Consider the following 16,520-nt stretch of genomic DNA (forward strand, 5'->3'; position numbering starts at 1 on the left):
CGTAGCCGCCGAAAATCGGCATCTGTTCGTCCATGATGATGTCGCTGTTTCCTTTGTAGTGGGCAATTACGGCGATTGCATCGAGGTCGATCTTGAGTTCGTTGAGCTGGGAGACTTCGTGGCTGTCTGAGGAGATCTGGCCGCCATAGCAGTCAGAGGAGATATTTCCCTGAGCGGACAGGGAAGTCTCTGGGCCCTATATGCCCATTCCCGGGCGGCCGGCCATTGCGCAGGCCTGCTTGATGAGCCTGGTTTCGGTCTTTGCTGCCAGGACTTCGTAGGGGCTGCCGGGTATAGGGGCCTTTCCGCGGACGGAGGTCATAACACCGTCTACAATGGTGTCGACTTCCTTTTCCAGGGCATAGCTCATGTGGACAGGCATGAAGACTTCTTCGGAGATCGGGGATCCGGTCGGACCGCCCTGGACGATGGGTTTCTTCTTGTCACCAACGTTCCTCTTGGAAACGTGGACTGCGTCCCTGCCGGTTCCGAGGGTGAATTCCTTCTGGACGTTGTTGATTGCGTCCCAGATTTCGGCTTCAGTGTACTTTACGATCCTGTGGGTGTCGGTACAGTAGATACCGAGGTCCAGCAGCATCTCAAAGCCGGCCTGGAAGAGCTTTTCCATCATTTCCTTGTCAGTGGGGACAAACTCGCCTTTGAAGTCAAGCCCGTACTTCTGCTTGAGCTCCATTGCCTTCATCGGGATCTTCATAAGGTCCCAGTCGTCCTGGGTGCACTTCTCTCCGACTTTTGCTCTGTCATAAAAGTCATAGCAGTCAAATGATTTTCTGAATGTCATCTCTAGGTCCCCCTGATTATTCCATTACTTCAAGAGCCACTTTTGCGGCTTCTGCAGCGTTTTCTGCCGTTGCGTCTGCTCCGATTTCCTCGATCCACTTCTTGGATACGGGGGCGCCTCCGAACATGCACTTTACGCTGTCCCTCAGGCCTTCTTCCCTGAGCCTGTCCATGAGGTCCTTCTGGCCGAGCATGGAGGTGGTCATAAGGGCGGAACCTACAAGGATGACCTTTTCGCCTTTGTGCTTTGCAGCTTCTTCAACGACGGTTTCGTTGAGGACGTCGGTTCCGAGGTCAAGGATCTCAAAACCGTTTGCTCCGAGCATGGTGGACACGAGGCGGTGCCCTATGTCGTGGATGTCTCCTTCTGCAACAAAGGTGATTGCAAGTCCTGTTTCTTCTCCTTCTTTCTTGGTCTTTTCAAGTTCGGGAGTAAGGATTTCCATTGCAGTGCTCATTGCTTTTGCAGACATCATGATCTGGGGCAGGAAAACCTCGGCAGCCTCGAACTTGTCACCGATAATCTTCATCCCGACGGAAAGGCCCTTTGTGATAATTTCAATGGGTGCAATTCCTGCATCCAGGGCTTCCTGGGTCAACTGTTTGCAACCAGCGATGTTCTGGTTTACGATCGCGTCGCGTAACTTGTCAAAAATCTCTTGGTTTGCCATTTTTTTTAACCTCCATCAAATAGCTTTCCTTGCAGGTATCAGTTGGGTCCACAATGCCATGTAAACTAAACAGCCTTATTGCAATGGTATTTATGCCCAAGCTCCGCTAGGTTTGTGAGCTTAAGTTTGTGAGCTTAATACAGGTCTTTGCGAGGGGTTTTAATGTACATTTTCATTTCCCTGCCTGACCTCTCACCCATTGAGCATAGGGGCTACCTTGCGGTATTTGCTGATTTGTCTACAGTATAAACTATTCACTGCCATTTGCCATTTATCGCCTGAACAGAGCCAGGCTTTTTTGTGAATAATTTTCTCTCCCTGACATTGCTACTGGGGGATTTTTGCTGGAGACTGCAAATCTGTTATCTTCCCAGTCGAATTAGCTACTCATATCCCAAATTTCCCAACAGTTTATCTGCTGGAACTGCAGGCATCGCCCTGAACATTCAGCGCAATCGCCTAAATGAAAAATGGAAATTATACTATATAAAAGAATACTATATTTGGTTATTATATACGTCATAATAAATTTTTAAGGCAAATTTTCTTAGGTTAATGGGGTAAGAATTAAGATTGTTTCTCCAGTTCTTTCCCTTAGAGGCTAATCCTTGGTTCTAAAGCGAAAAGTATAAATGTTATATTCATACCGATCCTGAATTTTTGTGAGATTAATAGCATTTTCAGGCCGGTGTCAGACATCGACCCGATTTAGGCTCTATATGAAAAATTTAAATACTTCTTTTCTTCTGCAGTTCCTCCCTTCCCGAAAATTCAAAACCTGCATAGCTCCAGGGAATCGGTTTTTGAAATTGGTTTTTGAGACTTACTTTCCTGTAAGAAATTCAACTCATGCTTTAGAAGTTGATAGAAAGAAGTTGAGAACAGTTTTAGAAGTTGATAGAAAGAAGTTGATAACAGTTAGTGTCGATTGATAAGTGGAGATCGGGATTGATAAAGTGAATCTCGAACTTTAAAGGTAATCAAAAAAAAGAAGCCGGCATAAGGGCCGGCAGTGCTGTCAGTTAGGTTTATTTTTCAGTTCAGTATTTGTGGTTGATGGTGCACTCGACCATTTTCTGGAGGTTGGCGGTGGGGGTCATGCTGACAATCCCACATCCCGGGGAGAGCAGTCCGACACCTGCGTCGAGTACTTTCTTTGCTGCTACTTCTACTTCTTCAGGGGTCCCGTTCCAGAGCACGGCTACCGGGTCGAGGTTTCCTATGATGATTGCATTTTCCACGTTCCCGATTGCTGTTGCGATGTCTACCCTCTGGTCAACGCTGATCCCGTTTACTCCGGTCTTGTCCATGATTGCAAGGCCGTTGGTGGTGTTTCCGCAGATGTGGAGGACAGTTGCCACGTTGAGTTCCTTCATTGCATCAACGATTCTCTTCTGGTAGGGAAGTGCGTATTTCTCGTAGAATTCCCCGCCGATGAGTTCGTAGCTTGCTGTGGGGTCGATGATGGCCAGGGTGTCCATTCCGTTTTCTACCATTGCTTTTGCGTATGCCACGTTGAAGTCGGCACAGAAGTCAAGGAGTGCGGGAACCACTTCTTCGCCAGTGAAAAGGTTTCCGAACCAGGCGTCTCCGTTGAGGTGCTGGGCAAGGGAGAAGGGGCCGATCATGGAGCCGAGAATCGGGAGTTCTTTTCCGTATTTTTCGGAAAGGATCTTGACGGCTTCGAGGATCTTGCCAATTCTGCCTTCATTAAGGTTGTAGTCCTTTATCTTTTCCAGGTCTTCCAGGTTCTTGACAACGTGCTTAATGACGGAGGGCTGCTGCTTCAGGTCGCCAGCCTTTATTCCGCAGCCAAAGAGTTCCGCTTCAGCTGTGATGTCAAAGGGGACTCTCACAGCTTCAAGGCCGATTACGGTGTGTCCTGCTTCCGCAAGGGTTGCCATTTTTTCTGCGTCTTCATGAGCTTCAGGCCAGTAGGCTCCACAGGCTTCCATCTGTTCGACGGTTGCGGTCTGGGTAAAACAGACTGCGGGCATTCTGTCAACTGGCTGTTTCCTTAATGCACGGTATAATCTTTCTTTTGGTGTGTACTCTGTCATCTATATTCCCTCTCTTATTATATAGACAGCGATATTTATCAAAAAGACATACTATAAATAAATATGTATTATTATCTGATTAATTAAAGATTAAATTATAAAAACTTATCAATTAAACAGGCGGAAATAGCTGAAAATAGGTTCAAAACAACTGAATTTGTTTTCAGATCAGTTTCCGGGTGAAAAGATTAAAATATATAATGATTTCCGGATTTAACTTTAAGGCGGGAAGTCCCCTTCCTCGGAGCGAAGCGACAGGTGGGGGATGAAAGCCGTCAACTTCCCGACAAAGCAAGTTTAACGAAATATATTAATCTCTCTAAAACATATAATGTTTATTATGTTAAAAGCCTATAAATACCGAATCTACCCAGACAATGATCAGAAAGAACTAATCAAAGTTCATTTTGGCGCATGTAGATTTGTCTATAATTGGGCTTTAGAACAGAAGATAAAAACATATCAACAATCAAATAAATCAATATCAAGATTCGACTTACAAAATATTTTAGTCCACGAGATAAAGCCTTCTAATGAATGGTTGAAAAAAGCTAATTCACAGGCTCTACTCGCCTCTTTGGTAAATGTAGAATCCGCATTTACAAAATTCTTTAGAGAGAAAACTGGATTCCCAAAGTTCAAATCTAAGAAAAATCCAGTGCAGTCCTATCAAATGCCACAACATTACACGGTAAATTTTGATAGAAATGTTATCAAACTTCCCAAAATCGGAGAAGTAAATGCAGTTCTTCACAGAAGATTTGAAGGTGAAATGAAAACTGCAACTCTCTCTAAATCAAGTACAGGAAAATATTTCATAAGTATTCTTGTTGACGATGGAAAAGAAACACCTGAAAAACAAGAAATCTCAGAATCAAATACTATAGGCATAGATGTAGGTATAAAAGATTTTGCAATCCTTTCTAATGGAGAAAAAATAGAGAATCCTAAATACCTCAAAAATTCTCTTAAAAGAATGAAATGTTTGCAAAAGAGAGTTTCAAAGAAAGTAAAAGGTTCTAATAACCGAAACAAAGCCAGGCAACGTCTTTCAAAAATACATGAGAAAATAAGCAATCAGAGAAACAATTTCCAGCATCAAGTATCTTCTAAACTTATCAGCGAGAACCAAGCTATTGCGCTGGAAACTTTGAATGTTAAATGTATGGTTAAGAATCACTGTTTGGCTCAATCTATTTCGGATGCAGGATGGAGTAGCTTTGTAACGAAGTTAGAATACAAAGCTGAATGGTTAGGAAAGACTATTTTAAGGATCGGAAAATTTGAGCCTTCTTCTAAGATATGTAATGTTTGCGGTTATCATAATTCAGAATTGACATTAAAGGATAGAGAATGGGTATGTCCCTATTGCAAAACAAAGCATGATAGAGACATAAATGCTGCAATCAATATCAAAAAATTCTCTCTGCAAGATCAAAATCTTATAGTTATCTGACACCGTAGGAACTACGGGGATGGGCTTGTGGACTTGTGAACAGTAGTTCAAGGGATGAAGCAAGAAGCCCCTTCCTCGCCATCAGGCAGGGAGGGGTAGTTCACTTACGATAGATGTATGCCCACATATTCATAAGGAATACTGACTAAAAGAATACACTGTCAGTTAGCCTTCCCGGATCCTGTCAGGTAAATTCAGCTTCTTCCGACGGGTCCGGTCCTGTACCTCTTCCGACCGTTCGGGCTCTGTTGCCGGAAGCAGCCCGAAAAAAGGAAAGGATCGGAAAAGAAATACATTCTTATATTGCAGGATGAATTCATGGTTGAAGGCATGACGGCAAACATAGAAGCCACGTATGGAAGCAGACCGGTATATGAGTGTATAGCTATAGCTTATATTAAAATCGAGTTCTAATAATAGTTCTAATAATATATCATTCCCTTATAACATTCCCGTCCCGGTACCGGTTCGAATTTGAGACTAATTATGATCCAATCCTAAGGGGCAGTCCAGGGTGCCGGATGCCTCTGAACAATGCATACTCCCGGAGATAAGAAAAATGTACGGTATAGCACTTGACTTGGGTACAAGCGGTTTTAGAGCCCAGCTCATTGACCTTGAGACGAATGAAACCTTAAAAACAGTCATAACCATGGGCCACCCCCTTCCCGGTGGAAATGTCATGGACCACCTGGACTTTGCAATCTCTACAGGAGAGGATGTTGCTCATGCGGTAATGATTGAGACCATCCGGAGAATGTTCCTTAAGTTCGATGTTGACCTTTCCGGTGTACAGAGGCTTGCAGTCTGCGGAAACCCCATCCAGCTTTCCCTTTTCCAGAACATAGAAATCCGGGACCTGGCATACGCCGGGGAAAACAAGCAGAAGATGCTGGGCGTCCAGAACGTAAAGAGGGATGCTCGTGTGTTCCCGGCTACCGAGCTTTTCGGGGACCTTGACCTGCCGAACTGTGAGGTCATCGTCCCCCCTGCAATCAAGCACGAGATCGGGGCAGATGCCCTGGCAATGATGCTTGAGACCGATTTCCTGAACCAGACCGAACCTGCGCTGGTCACCGATTACGGGACAAACGCCGAAATGGCCCTGAAGGTCGGAGAGAGGATCATCACGGCAAGTGCCGCCGCAGGCCCGGCGATCGAAGGCCAGGGCATAAGCTGCGGGATGCTTGCAAGCCCGGGGGCAATCTGCGATGTAAAACCCGACGGGGAGTACTGGAGGGTCATGGTCCTTGATAAGGAGATGGAAAAGCAGGATGCTTACCTGATCCACCCGGTCACCGGGGAAATTAAAGGGTCCTACGGGTACGAAGCCGTGGGCATCACGGGGACCGGAGTGATTTCGGCTTTTGCCCTGGCACTGAAAAGCGGCCTGATCGAAAAGTCCCCGAAACTCCCCAACGGGAAAATGATTCTCGGCCCGGGGATTGAAATTACGGAAAAAGACGTAGAAGAAGCCGGAAAGGCCATCGGTGCAATCCGGGCCGCCCACATGACCCTGATCGTGGAATCAGGCATAAAATACGAAGACCTGGAATATGCCTATATGTCCGGGGCCTCCGGCGCTTACGTGGACGCTGAAGACGCCCGCAGGCTCGGGGCTGCTCCGGGTTTTGCAAAGAAAATTGTCCAGTTCGGGAACACCTCCCTCGGCCTTGCCCGGAAACTTGCAATTGACAGGTCCAGGCTTGACGACGTGATAAAAGTTGCAAAGAGGATCACCGCCGACCACCTCATGATGGCGACCAGCGAGACCTTCAACAACTTCTACCTCTGCGAACTCTCCTACTGGACCCAGGGCATGCCTCTTGAAATGTACGACAAGATGCTCGAGCTCTACGGCCTTCCCCTGCTCCCGAAAACCCTCGAACACGCCGAAATCGAAAAGCGTGTCCGAAAAGACATAGAGGAAGTCGGAAAAGAAGGTCTTTCCATCCTCAAGGAAATCGGCATCATCCTCGAAGTCCCCGTCGACAGGTGCATCTACTGCAAAAAATGCGTAAAAGAATGCCCCGAAGATGCCCTCGAAATCGTAGAAGTCGACGGCAAAAGAATCGCAAAATACGACAGCCAGAAATGCCTCGGCACAAGCTGCCGCCGCTGTGTCGCCGTCTGCCCCGAAGACGCTATTGACATCACCAAACTCCGCATCAAAGGGACAAAATAAGCTGTGGGAGCTGATTCCCACACAATCTTTTCTTTTTCTGATCCCTCTCGTTTTTGAGAGAGTGCAGCGAGCTGAATGAATCGCAAACTGTAGAGCTGCAATCTGCCTCTGAAATGGATGCGTTCTCCCTATGCGGAACTCTGGTACTGCGCCCGTGCGTGGATGGTGACCAGACCGCAGTCCTGTGCCGGCGTTTACCGGACGAAGAGAATATAGAACCGCTGCCTCTGGTAGGGCCAGATGCTTACTAATGCTGAGGTTTTGAAGGCGGTAGCTGTTTTTAAAAGCTTTTATCTGGTTTTTGTTTCGTGTTTATTCTTGCTGCTTCCTATTTTCCGTCTTCATTAAGAAGAAGGCCGCTTGCAAGCAAGCGGACAAGACAGGTTTGATGCGGCATTAAGTTTGATCCATTTTTCTCTAAACTCTCGTCCAAACCTGTCTTTTTGTCCTCTTGAGCGAACGAAGTGAGCGAAAAGGACGCGCACTGCAGAGCCGCAACTCTGCTGGCGCAACTCTGCTGGCGCAATTCGGGTTGCTAAGTCGGGTTGCTAAGTCGGGTTGCTAAGTCGGGTTGCTAAGTCGGGTATTACAGGTGTGTTCAGAGGACCGAATTCAGCATTGATGCTGTCCCTATTCCCAGGGGTTCCATCACAAGGTCCACGTTGTATTTTTTCTGGAGTTCTCCGGAAAGCCCGCAGGGGATTCCGGGGGTGGAGACCAGGCATTTTTCTGCAAGTACGGTTTCGGGGATTGTGTTTGCACAGGGGGTTGCTTCGAAAATCATGGAGAACTTTTTAGGGGTTTTGAGGTCAAAGGGGGTAATCCCGAGTTTGAAGATTGCCTTTTTCATGAGGCTTTTGTCAGGGTCGCAGCCGTAAACATTGAAGCCTTTATTCACGAGGTGTTCGGCTCCGGGGAAACCGACCTTACCTAGCCCGACCACCAGCACGTCCTTTGAATCGGCGTATCGGTACCTGGATGCGATATCCGCATAGATGATGCCGGTGCAGGGCTGGTTGTTTGCTATTTTGCCGTTTGTGAGGTTGTGGGCCAGGAAGGTATGGTCGTCTGCCATAAGGATGATTTCCGCTCCGCTTTCTACGGCTTCATAATAGCCGCTTACGTCGGGCATTTCCGTCACAAAACTGTCAAACCCGAAGTAATCCGCAATTACGTTCAATGAAGCTGAGAAGTTGCCTATGATCCCGTTTCCTGAAGTCACGGGAACAATGCCCACTGATTCATAGTGGGGGGATGTGCCGTAGAGGTCTTTGCAGATCCCCTTGACATCAAGCCCTGTTACCTTGCTGACGGCAGTATCGGCTTTTTCAAGCTGTTTTCTAATGTTTTCCAGGTCTTCCGGGGTTAAAAGTGCCATTTTCCATCTCCGTTTTCTATCTCCGTTTTCTTATCTCCGTATATTTTTTGGCAGGTCTTCATGCATTTATGCGGCTGCTCCGAAGCGCTCCCCTATGATCGAAAGCCCTTTGCTTTTCCTGTTCTCGGCTTCTTCTTTGTCAGGGCCCCAGGCAACCAGGGTAAACACCGGGTTTTTCCCTTTGCAGAGGAGGATTTCAAGGCCAGGCTCTGTGAAGTATTCTCCGTATTCGCTGCCAAGGGAAAGCACCTGTTCTCCGACAGGGACAAGGGCCTTATCCTCTCCAAGCATCAGGTGCTCGTAGATGCAGTAAGCGTTCCTGGGAAGGGTTTTGATTTCCTCAACCCCTTCTTCAAAGGCGCGGACCAGGAGTTCCAGAAGGTTGACTCCGGATGAATGGTAAACTGCAGTCGGGGTCTGGCTCGGGAAACGGGCGTCGATCTCGATCACTTTCAGCCCCCGGGGGCCTGCAATTGCTTCCACGTCCATGATCCCCTTTATGGGAAGGTTTGCCGCAAGGGCATGGGAAATTTCCCTGAATGCAGGGTCAAGGGGCAGCGGGGTTACCATGTGGCAGTCGTAAGTCCCGTCTATATGGATCAGGGTTTCCTTTACCACGGCAAAGCGGCTTCCGTCTCCTATGACCTCCAGGGAGACCACCTCCCCTTCCACGTATTCTTCAATTAGCATTCCGGGATCCAGGTTTTTTAACTCGGCTTCGTCATGAATGATCCTGGCTCCCACACTGCTGCTTTCACAGGGAGGCTTTACAAAATAAGGAGGTTGTGACGGTTTGTCTGCGGGAGTCGGGACCCCGATGCTCGCAAAATAATCTTTGGACTTTTTCTTGTCCCGGCTGATCCCGTAAGCCTTAAAATCGAAGAGAACAGGGCAGGCAAGCCTTTCTTTTATCGATTCAAGAAACTCGATGCATTCGAGGTTTTCATTTACCGGGAGGAGGAAATCAGCTTTTTTTGAAAGCTCAATGAGCCTTTCCGGTTCCAGGGTAACGTCAAAACAGTGGAACTCGTGTGCGAAGTTCCGGGTAAGGGCCTGTGGGTTCCGGTCAACCAGGACCACTTTCATTTCAGCTTTCTTCGCAAGGTATGCGGCTTCGAAGCCCTGGAGTTTCCCACCCACCAGACAGATTGTTTTCATTCTAGCACCCCAGGACTCTTTCAAAATCAGCCTGAGGCGCAGGTTCCATCCCCATAATTTCAAGCCTTTTGATCACGCTTTTGATGTCCCGGTCCCGCTCTTCGAGTCCGCGGTCGTAGTTGGCAACCCCTTCAAGCTGGGAATCGGGGGGCAGGATGGAGGTCACAATGTTTGCCCCGGCGTTTAACCTGTGGACCATGCCGTCAATGCCTTCCAGGTCAAGGGATGCCGGGATCAGGCATTTCGGGAACATCAACCTGAGCACTGCAATGATCTTCAGTTCCGAAAGTTTTGATTTCTCCTGGTACCCTTCAAGGGGTGTCCCTTCCTGGGGCAGGAAGGTCATGACTCTGACCATGTCGGGGTTGTTTGCTTCCATTCCCCTGAGGGACTTGACAGTCGATTCGATGTCGTTTCCTATCCCCGTGAGGAGCCCGTCTTCTATGCAGTAGCCCTGTTCCTTTGCAAAACGGCGGGCACTGACCCTTCCCTCAAAAGACTGCCCCACCCTGAGTTTTTCGTAGAGGTCGCGGTCGTAGGTTTCCTGGTAAAGTGCGAAGAAGTTTGCTCCCTTTTCCCGGGCCTTGAGGAGGGTTGCGTTATCCATTACACCAGGAGAAATCATTATTGGAAGGCCAAGCTCTTCCTTTACGGTCCTGACGAGTTCCACAAAGCGGTCCGGGTCATCGTAGTAGTAGGGGTCTTCTCCCATGGTCAGGTCGATCATGTGAAAGCCTGCCCCTTTGAGCACTTTGCAGGTCTCCCTTATTTCTTCTCTGGTCAGGCGGTAGCGCTCGATATCGTTTTTGCAGTTGTAGTAGCAAAAAGCGCAGCGGTTTTTACAGTATGTGGAGAAGTATATGAAACAGTTAAGAAACACCCTGTTCCCGAAGTGATGGTCTCTTACCTTTCGGGCCGCATCGTAGAGTTTCTGGACCTCTTCCTCGGATTCAAGGGAGAGGAGCGCCCTCAGGTTGTCGTCGGATAAGCGCAAGCCTCCGATGATTTCTTCCCCTAGCCTGTCAAGTTCTTCGATTGCCATTTTTTGGATCAAAAATTTCACCCTCTCATAGATTTACGGATTTTCCTTTTCGGTCTGTTCCGGACCAGTTTGCCATTTTAAGATTGCCAGTTTGCCATTCTGGTGTCTTTTCCCGGAAATTTCCGTTTGTTTGTTTCCGTTTTTTAACAAAATTCAAGCCTCAAAGGTTGGTGGATATCCCGTTATAGTAAGATTCGGACCTTGATGCCCGTTTGATATTCTTGAAATCGTGCATGACCTTCAGCAGGCGTTCAAGCCCGAATCCCGCTCCTATCCAGGGTTTGTCAATGCCCCAGTCCCGGTCCATGGGTACGGGCCCGACAACAGCCGAGGAAAGTTCCATGTCCCCGTGCATTACGTCCAGGGTGTCCCCGTAGACCATGCAGGAATCCCCGATAATTTCGAAATCGATCCCAAAGTGGTCCAGGAACTCTTTTATGAGCCCTTCCAGTTTTTCCCGGGTGCATCCGGAGCCCATCTGGCAGAAGTTGAGCATGGTAAACTCCTCCAGGTGCTCCTTCCCGTCGGATTCCTTCCGGTAACAGGGCCCGATTTCGAATATCTTGATCGGGTCAGGCAGGATTCTGTCGAATTTGCGCAGGTAATTATAGAGGTTCGGGGCGAGCATGGGCCTTAAGCAGAGGTTCTTATCGATTCTGAATACCTGCTTTGAAAGCTCTATGTCGCTGTTGATGCCCATCCTTTCCACATATTCCGCGGGGATCAGGATCGGGGACTTGATCTCGATGAAACCCCTGTCCACAAAGAACTTTGTGATCTCGCGTTCGAGTTTTCCCAGGTAATTTTCCCTGTCTTCTGCGTACATCTGACGCAGCTCTTTTTTCCTCCGGGATACCAGTTCGGACTCCAGCTCCCTGAAAGGTACTGCCGCTTCCAGGGAAATCCCGTCCTTCGGGCTCAGCAGGGTTTCAAGCCTGTCCATCTGTCCTCTTGTCAGGGCCGGAGCAGGTGCTGGCACGGATGCCAATGCGGATTCCGGTGTGGATTCAGGTCCGTTTGCCCGAGTAGCTGTGGCTGCTGCCTGTACGGAGGCAGATGCTGGCACTGGTACTGATTCGGATGTTGATGATGCTGATGGTGCTTGTTCGGATGTGGATACAGGTGCCGATGCAGGTGCTGAAACTGATGAAGCCGCCCGGGGGACTGTAGTTGAAGATACAGGGGAGGGCGCAGAGACCCTGGAAACTGCCGGGCTTTCAAGGATTTTCGGTGCCCTTGCAACGGATTTAGGTACGGCTTTCCTCACTCTCGGTACAGAAACTACCTTTACCTTCACGCTGCTTTTATCTTCGGACATTTTCGTGAGGAACCTGTTGATGTCGTCATCCGAAACCCTGCAGTATTTGCAGGTCTTCTTGTATTTGTGGTGCCTTAAGGCCCGGGCCGTGCGGCTGCTCCGGGAGTTGTTCACAATAATCCTGTCTCCGCAGGCCATTTCTATGTAAATTTTCCTTTTGGAGACCTCAGAGTGCTTGATTTTGTGAAGCTGCCCGGTTCTGGACAGCCAGAGGCTGGTTGCAGATATTAGAGAATCCAGTGGTTTTTTCTCCATAAAGTTACCCCGTAGGTGTGAGTCAAAAGACCAGACGATTTCCAGGAAAGACTATTCCAGAACCCCGGCTTACAGAACATAAGCGTGGAATCAGCAAATATGCTGACAAATACCCGGAAAATTTCAGAAATAAATCCCAAAATTTAGAAAAAATTTAGGCAACATGTTATGTAAGTGCCATTTTCCAGGATTCAGAAACGTGGCGGAAACCCCGGGAATCTAACCCGGCTGAACGGATTTAGAGTCCATTCGATCTACATGATCAGGTTTCCTCCTAGACAAAACAGTATGTATAAAATCTGGTTGTTTGTATATTGTAGCTAAATTATTACTTGTAAGATATTATCCTTTTATATATATCTTTATTGGTAAAATACCCCGAAGTTTCCGAGTTCTTATATATAGTTATCGGGTTATCTTCTAAATGTAGCGATATTTTTGAAGAAAGCCCGGGCTGAAGCAGGTATTTTGCAGAGTAGCCTCTCGCTGAAAAAATATGTTTGTCCTGTTTAGATAGAATTATATAATCCAAGAGTGGCCAGAGCCAGGGCTGTGGCATTTATCTCGTCTTCTTTGTTTCCCCAGGCCCCGCTTTCCCGGACGTTTTCAAGAAGCCAGCGGACCGAATCCTCAACTTCCGGTTTGAAACCTGCAAGGATAAGTGCCTGGATTGCCAGGTTGCTGGTGGAAATGTGTTTCCAGCCCCCGTCCCTTTCCTTCTTTGAGAGGACCCACTCAGCCCGCTCCCGGATAAACTCCCGGAATTCCCCACACCCTGCAAGAGTATCCTGTTTTTTGAGGGCTGTGATGATGAGGGAAGTTGTGCCCACATGTTCCCAGTCAGGGCCGTAGTTTTCGTACAGCCACCTGCACCCTTCCCTTTCCCGGATCCCCATGTCCGCAAGGGCTCCCAGGGCATAGGTGCTGTCATAGACGTCCTCATTCCAGGAGTTTCCTTTTTCCTCGGCAAGCAGCCATTTTTGCGAGGCCATGAATACGATTCCTTCAGCCGCAAGGGCCGAACAGGCCCGGGCAGTGTCCCTGACGGAAGAGTTCCAGGATGGTCCCTCTTTTTTCAGGATCAGGGGGGTAATGTAAGGGTCTGGCCGCTTCCACAGGGCATGGGCCGAGACTACACTTGAGAGTTCTTTCACAGAGAGAATCTGCTGGGCGGAAAGCCATTCGAAACCATTTTTCACAATATCAAGTTCCAATATACTTAGCATTTCGCTGTGCTTTTCAGACTCCATGTATTAAAACTTGACTGACATGTCTCCTCTCTTTTCCTCTGAAGGCCATTTTAGGTTCAGAGCCTTCACACAAGCAAAACTATATATATTTTGCATTATTATGCATAATTATGCGCCCGCGGAAACGAAGGATGGTGGATTTCGAACATTCGGCCAGGCAGTTCAGGCCTTGCTGTCCCGCCAATGAAATTCCAGAAGAGGTCAGGCTGACAATCGATGAACTCGAGGCTATGAGGCTCAGCTTTCTGGAAAACCTATCCCAGAGTGAGGCTGCGTCCCGTATGGAGGTCCACCAGTCCACTTTTCAGAGGGCTCTGAAAAAAGCACTTGAAAAAGTAACTGAAGCGCTGGTCCATGGAAAAGCAATAAAGATTGAAGGAGGAGATTACAGGATGCCAGGAGGAGACGGAACAGGTCCCGCGGGCAGAGGCCCGGGAGTGAGCAAAAGCCGGGGAGGTAGAGGACATTGCAGGGGCAGGGGAGAAAACGCCGGAGGTCCGGACGGGATTTGCGTGTGCCCTGAATGCGGGCACGAAGTCCCCCATCAGTCGGGAGTCCCCTGCAACGAGGTAAAATGTGAAAAATGCGGTACGCCGATGGTCAGGAAATGACCTCTAATAATGATTTTGAATTTAATGACGGTTTTGTAACTGAATGTATGAATGTAAAAAGAAGGAGTTGAAGAGAAATGCCACATGGAGATAGGACAGGTCCTATTAGCCAGGGATCAGAGGCCGGAAGGGGCCTGGGTTACTGCACAGGCAGTGATTCGCCGGGCTACACTAAAGGAGTTCCTGCAGGTGCAGGAAGGAGATCCGGAGAAAATAAATCCGGAGGACGCAAATCCGGGTTTGGAGGTGGCCGCGGGAGGGGGTACGGCAGGAATGGCAGGAACGGCAGGAACGGCAGGGGTCTCAGGTGCCGGAGAGCCTCCGAGTTCGGTGGTAATGGAGAGTCTGCTGCCAGGGGTACATCCCAGGGATGTCATTACCCTGCACTTTCTCAGTCCCGGGCCGGGTCTGAAGCCGATTTTCTTGAAAACCGGATAAAGCTTCTTAAGCAGGAACTTGAAACTCTTTCCGGGAAATTTAAGGCCCTCAGCTCTCAGGGGAGCAGTGCAGAAGAATGATTATGAGGATCGAATCTGGTGGATTTTTCACTTCTTCCTTCCCTTATTTTGCAAAAAGGAAGAGTTTTTGAAATGAACTCAAGAATCGTGTACGGCCCAATCCTTTCAAGAAGGCTTGGAAGGTCACTGGGAGTCGATGTGATTAAAAACATCGGTTCGAAAAAGAACTGTAACTATGACTGCATTTACTGCCAGCTCGGGCACGTTGAGAATAAAATTCCCGGCCCAGGCGATGCAAGGGGAGCGGTGACCCCGAAAGAAGTTGCTGAAAGCCTTCAAACCTTCCATAAAGGTGTCGAAGACCTGGCTTATATTACCTTTTCCGGTACCTGTGAACCTACCCTGAACCTCTCGCTCGGGGAGATCATAAGGGAAATCAGGAAAGTGAGCGAAATCCCGATCTGCATAATTACGAATTCTTCCCTTGCAGGAAGGCCTGACGTCCGGGCAAACCTGGCAGAATCCGACCTTGTGGTCGCAACCCTTGTCTCCGGAAACGAAGAGACCTGGAGGAAAATTCACAGGCCTGCCCCGGGGATAAAGCTTGATGAAGTCGTCGAAGGCCTCCGGGAACTTGCAAGAAAGGAGCCGGGGCCAAAGCTTGCCCTTGAAATCATGCTCCTTGAAAGTGCAGACGAAAGCCCCCTTAACAGTACTGAGGAGGAAATCGAAGGCCTGATTGAAGCGGTAAAGTACATCGCCCCCCAAGAAATCGAAATTCTTACAGTCAGCCGACCGCCTGCGGAAGCCTATATTGTCCCTGTCGCGGAAGAGAGGCTCAGGGAGATTGCTGAAAGGTTTGTATCGGAGTTCGGAAAAGAAAAAGTAAGGCTTGTCCTTAAAGGCAAGAAGAAAGCCCGTTCAAAGGTAAGCCACCAGGACCCGGAAGAAGAAGTCTATGCCCTGCTCCTGAGAAGGCCCTGCACTTTTGAGCAAACTGTCAAGGCCCAGGATGTCGGCCCCGAAACCCTGCGCCCCATTCTTGAGAAACTGATTGAGGAGGGCAAAATCGAAGAAATCGACTCCGGGGACGAAAAATATTACAGGGCCAAATGAATGGAAATCTTAACGTTTGTTCTAGAAAATCATGTTTCATTAACCTTAAATTTCAGGTAGGAGCTTCCAATTTCATCAACTTCAAATTTTCCAAATATGTCCCCTTTCTCGATTGTAAATGCGTTTTGGTAGTCTATCAACCAGAGGCCTTGTATCTGGACTATTGCATCTATGTCTCCTTTAAATGCACTCAATAGTCGAATTTTAAGTACTGTAACATTTTCTTCTTCTTCGACGTTATCGAGTTTTAAAGTCCAAGTAGAAAGACATTTTTCTAGGTCAATTATTGTATCTTCAATAAACTCTCCGTCTTTAGTAAATTCTACCCATACTTTATCTCCTTTGATATCGACCTGTTTTATTTCAAGCCCATATCCTCCCCCCAAGTCGAGTATTTCTCCAGTTCTTAAGGTATATTTAGTGTTATTATCGATAACAAGCTTAGCTAACTTATTTGGAACTCCTGACTTGAATAGCACAAATTCTTCTCCAAATAAGTTTATGGTGCGATACTCAAGACCTTCCCAATCCTCTTCTTGACAATCATAAGGCATTTTTTTAGCTTCAATCGTATAATATTCAAGATTTTTTCCACGTTCGTATAATCGATTTAAATATGTAAGGACTGTATTATCCTGCTTTCGGCAGGTAAACATATAAATTAATATCATTAATTTTATATCTCTTTCTTGGTCTTCCCATGGCAGAGAAAAACAGCATTAGAAGAGTTGAATCCTCATTAAAACGTACAAGGTTCTTAG

The 16,520-nt window shown here is 47.8% G+C and carries 14 protein-coding genes and 1 pseudogene; 6 read left to right on the forward strand and 9 right to left on the reverse strand.

The genetic code is table 11. The annotated features are described in order from the left end of the window. Together FTO70_RS17495 and FTO70_RS17500 are read right to left on the reverse strand one after the other, a co-directional pair. Window positions 1–802 (reverse strand): annotated as a pseudogene (locus FTO70_RS17495) (monomethylamine:corrinoid methyltransferase); the annotation flags it as partial. 16 nt (window positions 803–818) lie between these two features. Next, window positions 819–1,472 (reverse strand): methyltransferase cognate corrinoid protein, encoded by a 654-nt coding sequence (locus FTO70_RS17500; protein ID WP_255337059.1) that lies wholly within the window; start codon window positions 1,470–1,472, stop codon window positions 819–821. 662 nt (window positions 1,473–2,134) lie between these two features. Between FTO70_RS17500 and FTO70_RS17505 the strand changes: the two genes are divergently transcribed. Further along, window positions 2,135–2,404, forward strand: a complete 270-nt coding sequence (locus tag FTO70_RS17505; protein ID WP_255337060.1) for a hypothetical protein — start codon at window positions 2,135–2,137, stop codon at window positions 2,402–2,404. Between the two features lie 108 nt (window positions 2,405–2,512). Here FTO70_RS17505 and mtbA read toward each other — a convergent pair whose 3' ends face one another. Beyond that, entirely contained in the window at window positions 2,513–3,532 is a 1,020-nt protein-coding gene (gene mtbA, locus FTO70_RS17510) for a methylcobamide:CoM methyltransferase MtbA (RefSeq protein ID WP_255337061.1), read from the reverse strand. A gap of 340 nt (window positions 3,533–3,872) precedes the next feature. On the opposite strand from mtbA, the gene tnpB reads away from it, so the two are divergent. Then, window positions 3,873–4,988, forward strand: coding sequence for an IS200/IS605 family element RNA-guided endonuclease TnpB (gene tnpB, locus FTO70_RS17515; RefSeq protein ID WP_255337062.1), 1,116 nt, complete (start codon window positions 3,873–3,875; stop codon window positions 4,986–4,988). 559 nt (window positions 4,989–5,547) lie between these two features. Then, window positions 5,548–7,173, forward strand: a complete 1,626-nt coding sequence (locus FTO70_RS17520) for a methylamine methyltransferase corrinoid protein reductive activase (protein ID WP_255337063.1) — start codon at window positions 5,548–5,550, stop codon at window positions 7,171–7,173. A gap of 598 nt (window positions 7,174–7,771) precedes the next feature. Here FTO70_RS17520 and pylD read toward each other — a convergent pair. From pylD to FTO70_RS17545, 5 genes are all read right to left on the reverse strand, one after another. Further along, on the reverse strand, window positions 7,772–8,551 hold the full coding sequence (pylD, locus tag FTO70_RS17525; protein WP_255337064.1) for a 3-methylornithyl-N6-L-lysine dehydrogenase PylD: 780 nt from the start codon (window positions 8,549–8,551) through the stop codon (window positions 7,772–7,774). A gap of 66 nt (window positions 8,552–8,617) precedes the next feature. Next, a complete protein-coding gene (pylC, locus tag FTO70_RS17530) occupies window positions 8,618–9,709 on the reverse strand; it encodes a 3-methylornithine--L-lysine ligase PylC (RefSeq protein ID WP_255337065.1) in 1,092 nt (363 codons plus the stop codon). Between the two features lies 1 nt (window position 9,710). Then, window positions 9,711–10,763, reverse strand: coding sequence for a methylornithine synthase PylB (gene pylB / locus FTO70_RS17535; protein ID WP_255337066.1), 1,053 nt, complete (start codon window positions 10,761–10,763; stop codon window positions 9,711–9,713). 148 nt (window positions 10,764–10,911) lie between these two features. Continuing rightward, complete coding sequence (pylS, locus tag FTO70_RS17540; protein WP_255337067.1) at window positions 10,912–12,324, reverse strand: pyrrolysine--tRNA(Pyl) ligase; 1,413 nt, start codon at window positions 12,322–12,324, stop codon at window positions 10,912–10,914. Between the two features lie 509 nt (window positions 12,325–12,833). Next, window positions 12,834–13,550: a hypothetical protein gene (locus FTO70_RS17545; RefSeq protein WP_255337068.1), complete on the reverse strand. Its 717-nt coding sequence runs from the start codon at window positions 13,548–13,550 to the stop codon at window positions 12,834–12,836. A 134-nt stretch (window positions 13,551–13,684) separates the two neighbouring features. Here FTO70_RS17545 and FTO70_RS17550 point away from each other — a divergent pair, with 134 nt between their 5' ends. The 3 genes from FTO70_RS17550 (at window position 13,685) to FTO70_RS17560 (ending at window position 15,759) form a co-directional block, all read left to right on the forward strand. Continuing rightward, window positions 13,685–14,185 (forward strand): DUF134 domain-containing protein, encoded by a 501-nt coding sequence (locus FTO70_RS17550; RefSeq protein ID WP_255337069.1) that lies wholly within the window; start codon window positions 13,685–13,687, stop codon window positions 14,183–14,185. A gap of 77 nt (window positions 14,186–14,262) precedes the next feature. Further along, window positions 14,263–14,703, forward strand: a complete 441-nt coding sequence (locus FTO70_RS17555; protein WP_255337070.1) for a DUF5320 domain-containing protein — start codon at window positions 14,263–14,265, stop codon at window positions 14,701–14,703. A gap of 72 nt (window positions 14,704–14,775) precedes the next feature. Then, window positions 14,776–15,759 (forward strand): radical SAM protein, encoded by a 984-nt coding sequence (locus FTO70_RS17560; protein WP_255337071.1) that lies wholly within the window; start codon window positions 14,776–14,778, stop codon window positions 15,757–15,759. A 29-nt stretch (window positions 15,760–15,788) separates the two neighbouring features. Here the strand turns inward: FTO70_RS17560 and FTO70_RS17565 are convergent, their stop codons facing one another. Further along, entirely contained in the window at window positions 15,789–16,430 is a 642-nt protein-coding gene (locus FTO70_RS17565; protein ID WP_369694404.1) for an S-layer protein domain-containing protein, read from the reverse strand. Window positions 16,431–16,520: the final 90 nt, after the last annotated feature.

Origin of the sequence: Methanosarcina sp. KYL-1 (genome assembly GCF_024372725.1) — an archaeon.
GTDB lineage: Archaea > Halobacteriota > Methanosarcinia > Methanosarcinales > Methanosarcinaceae > Methanosarcina.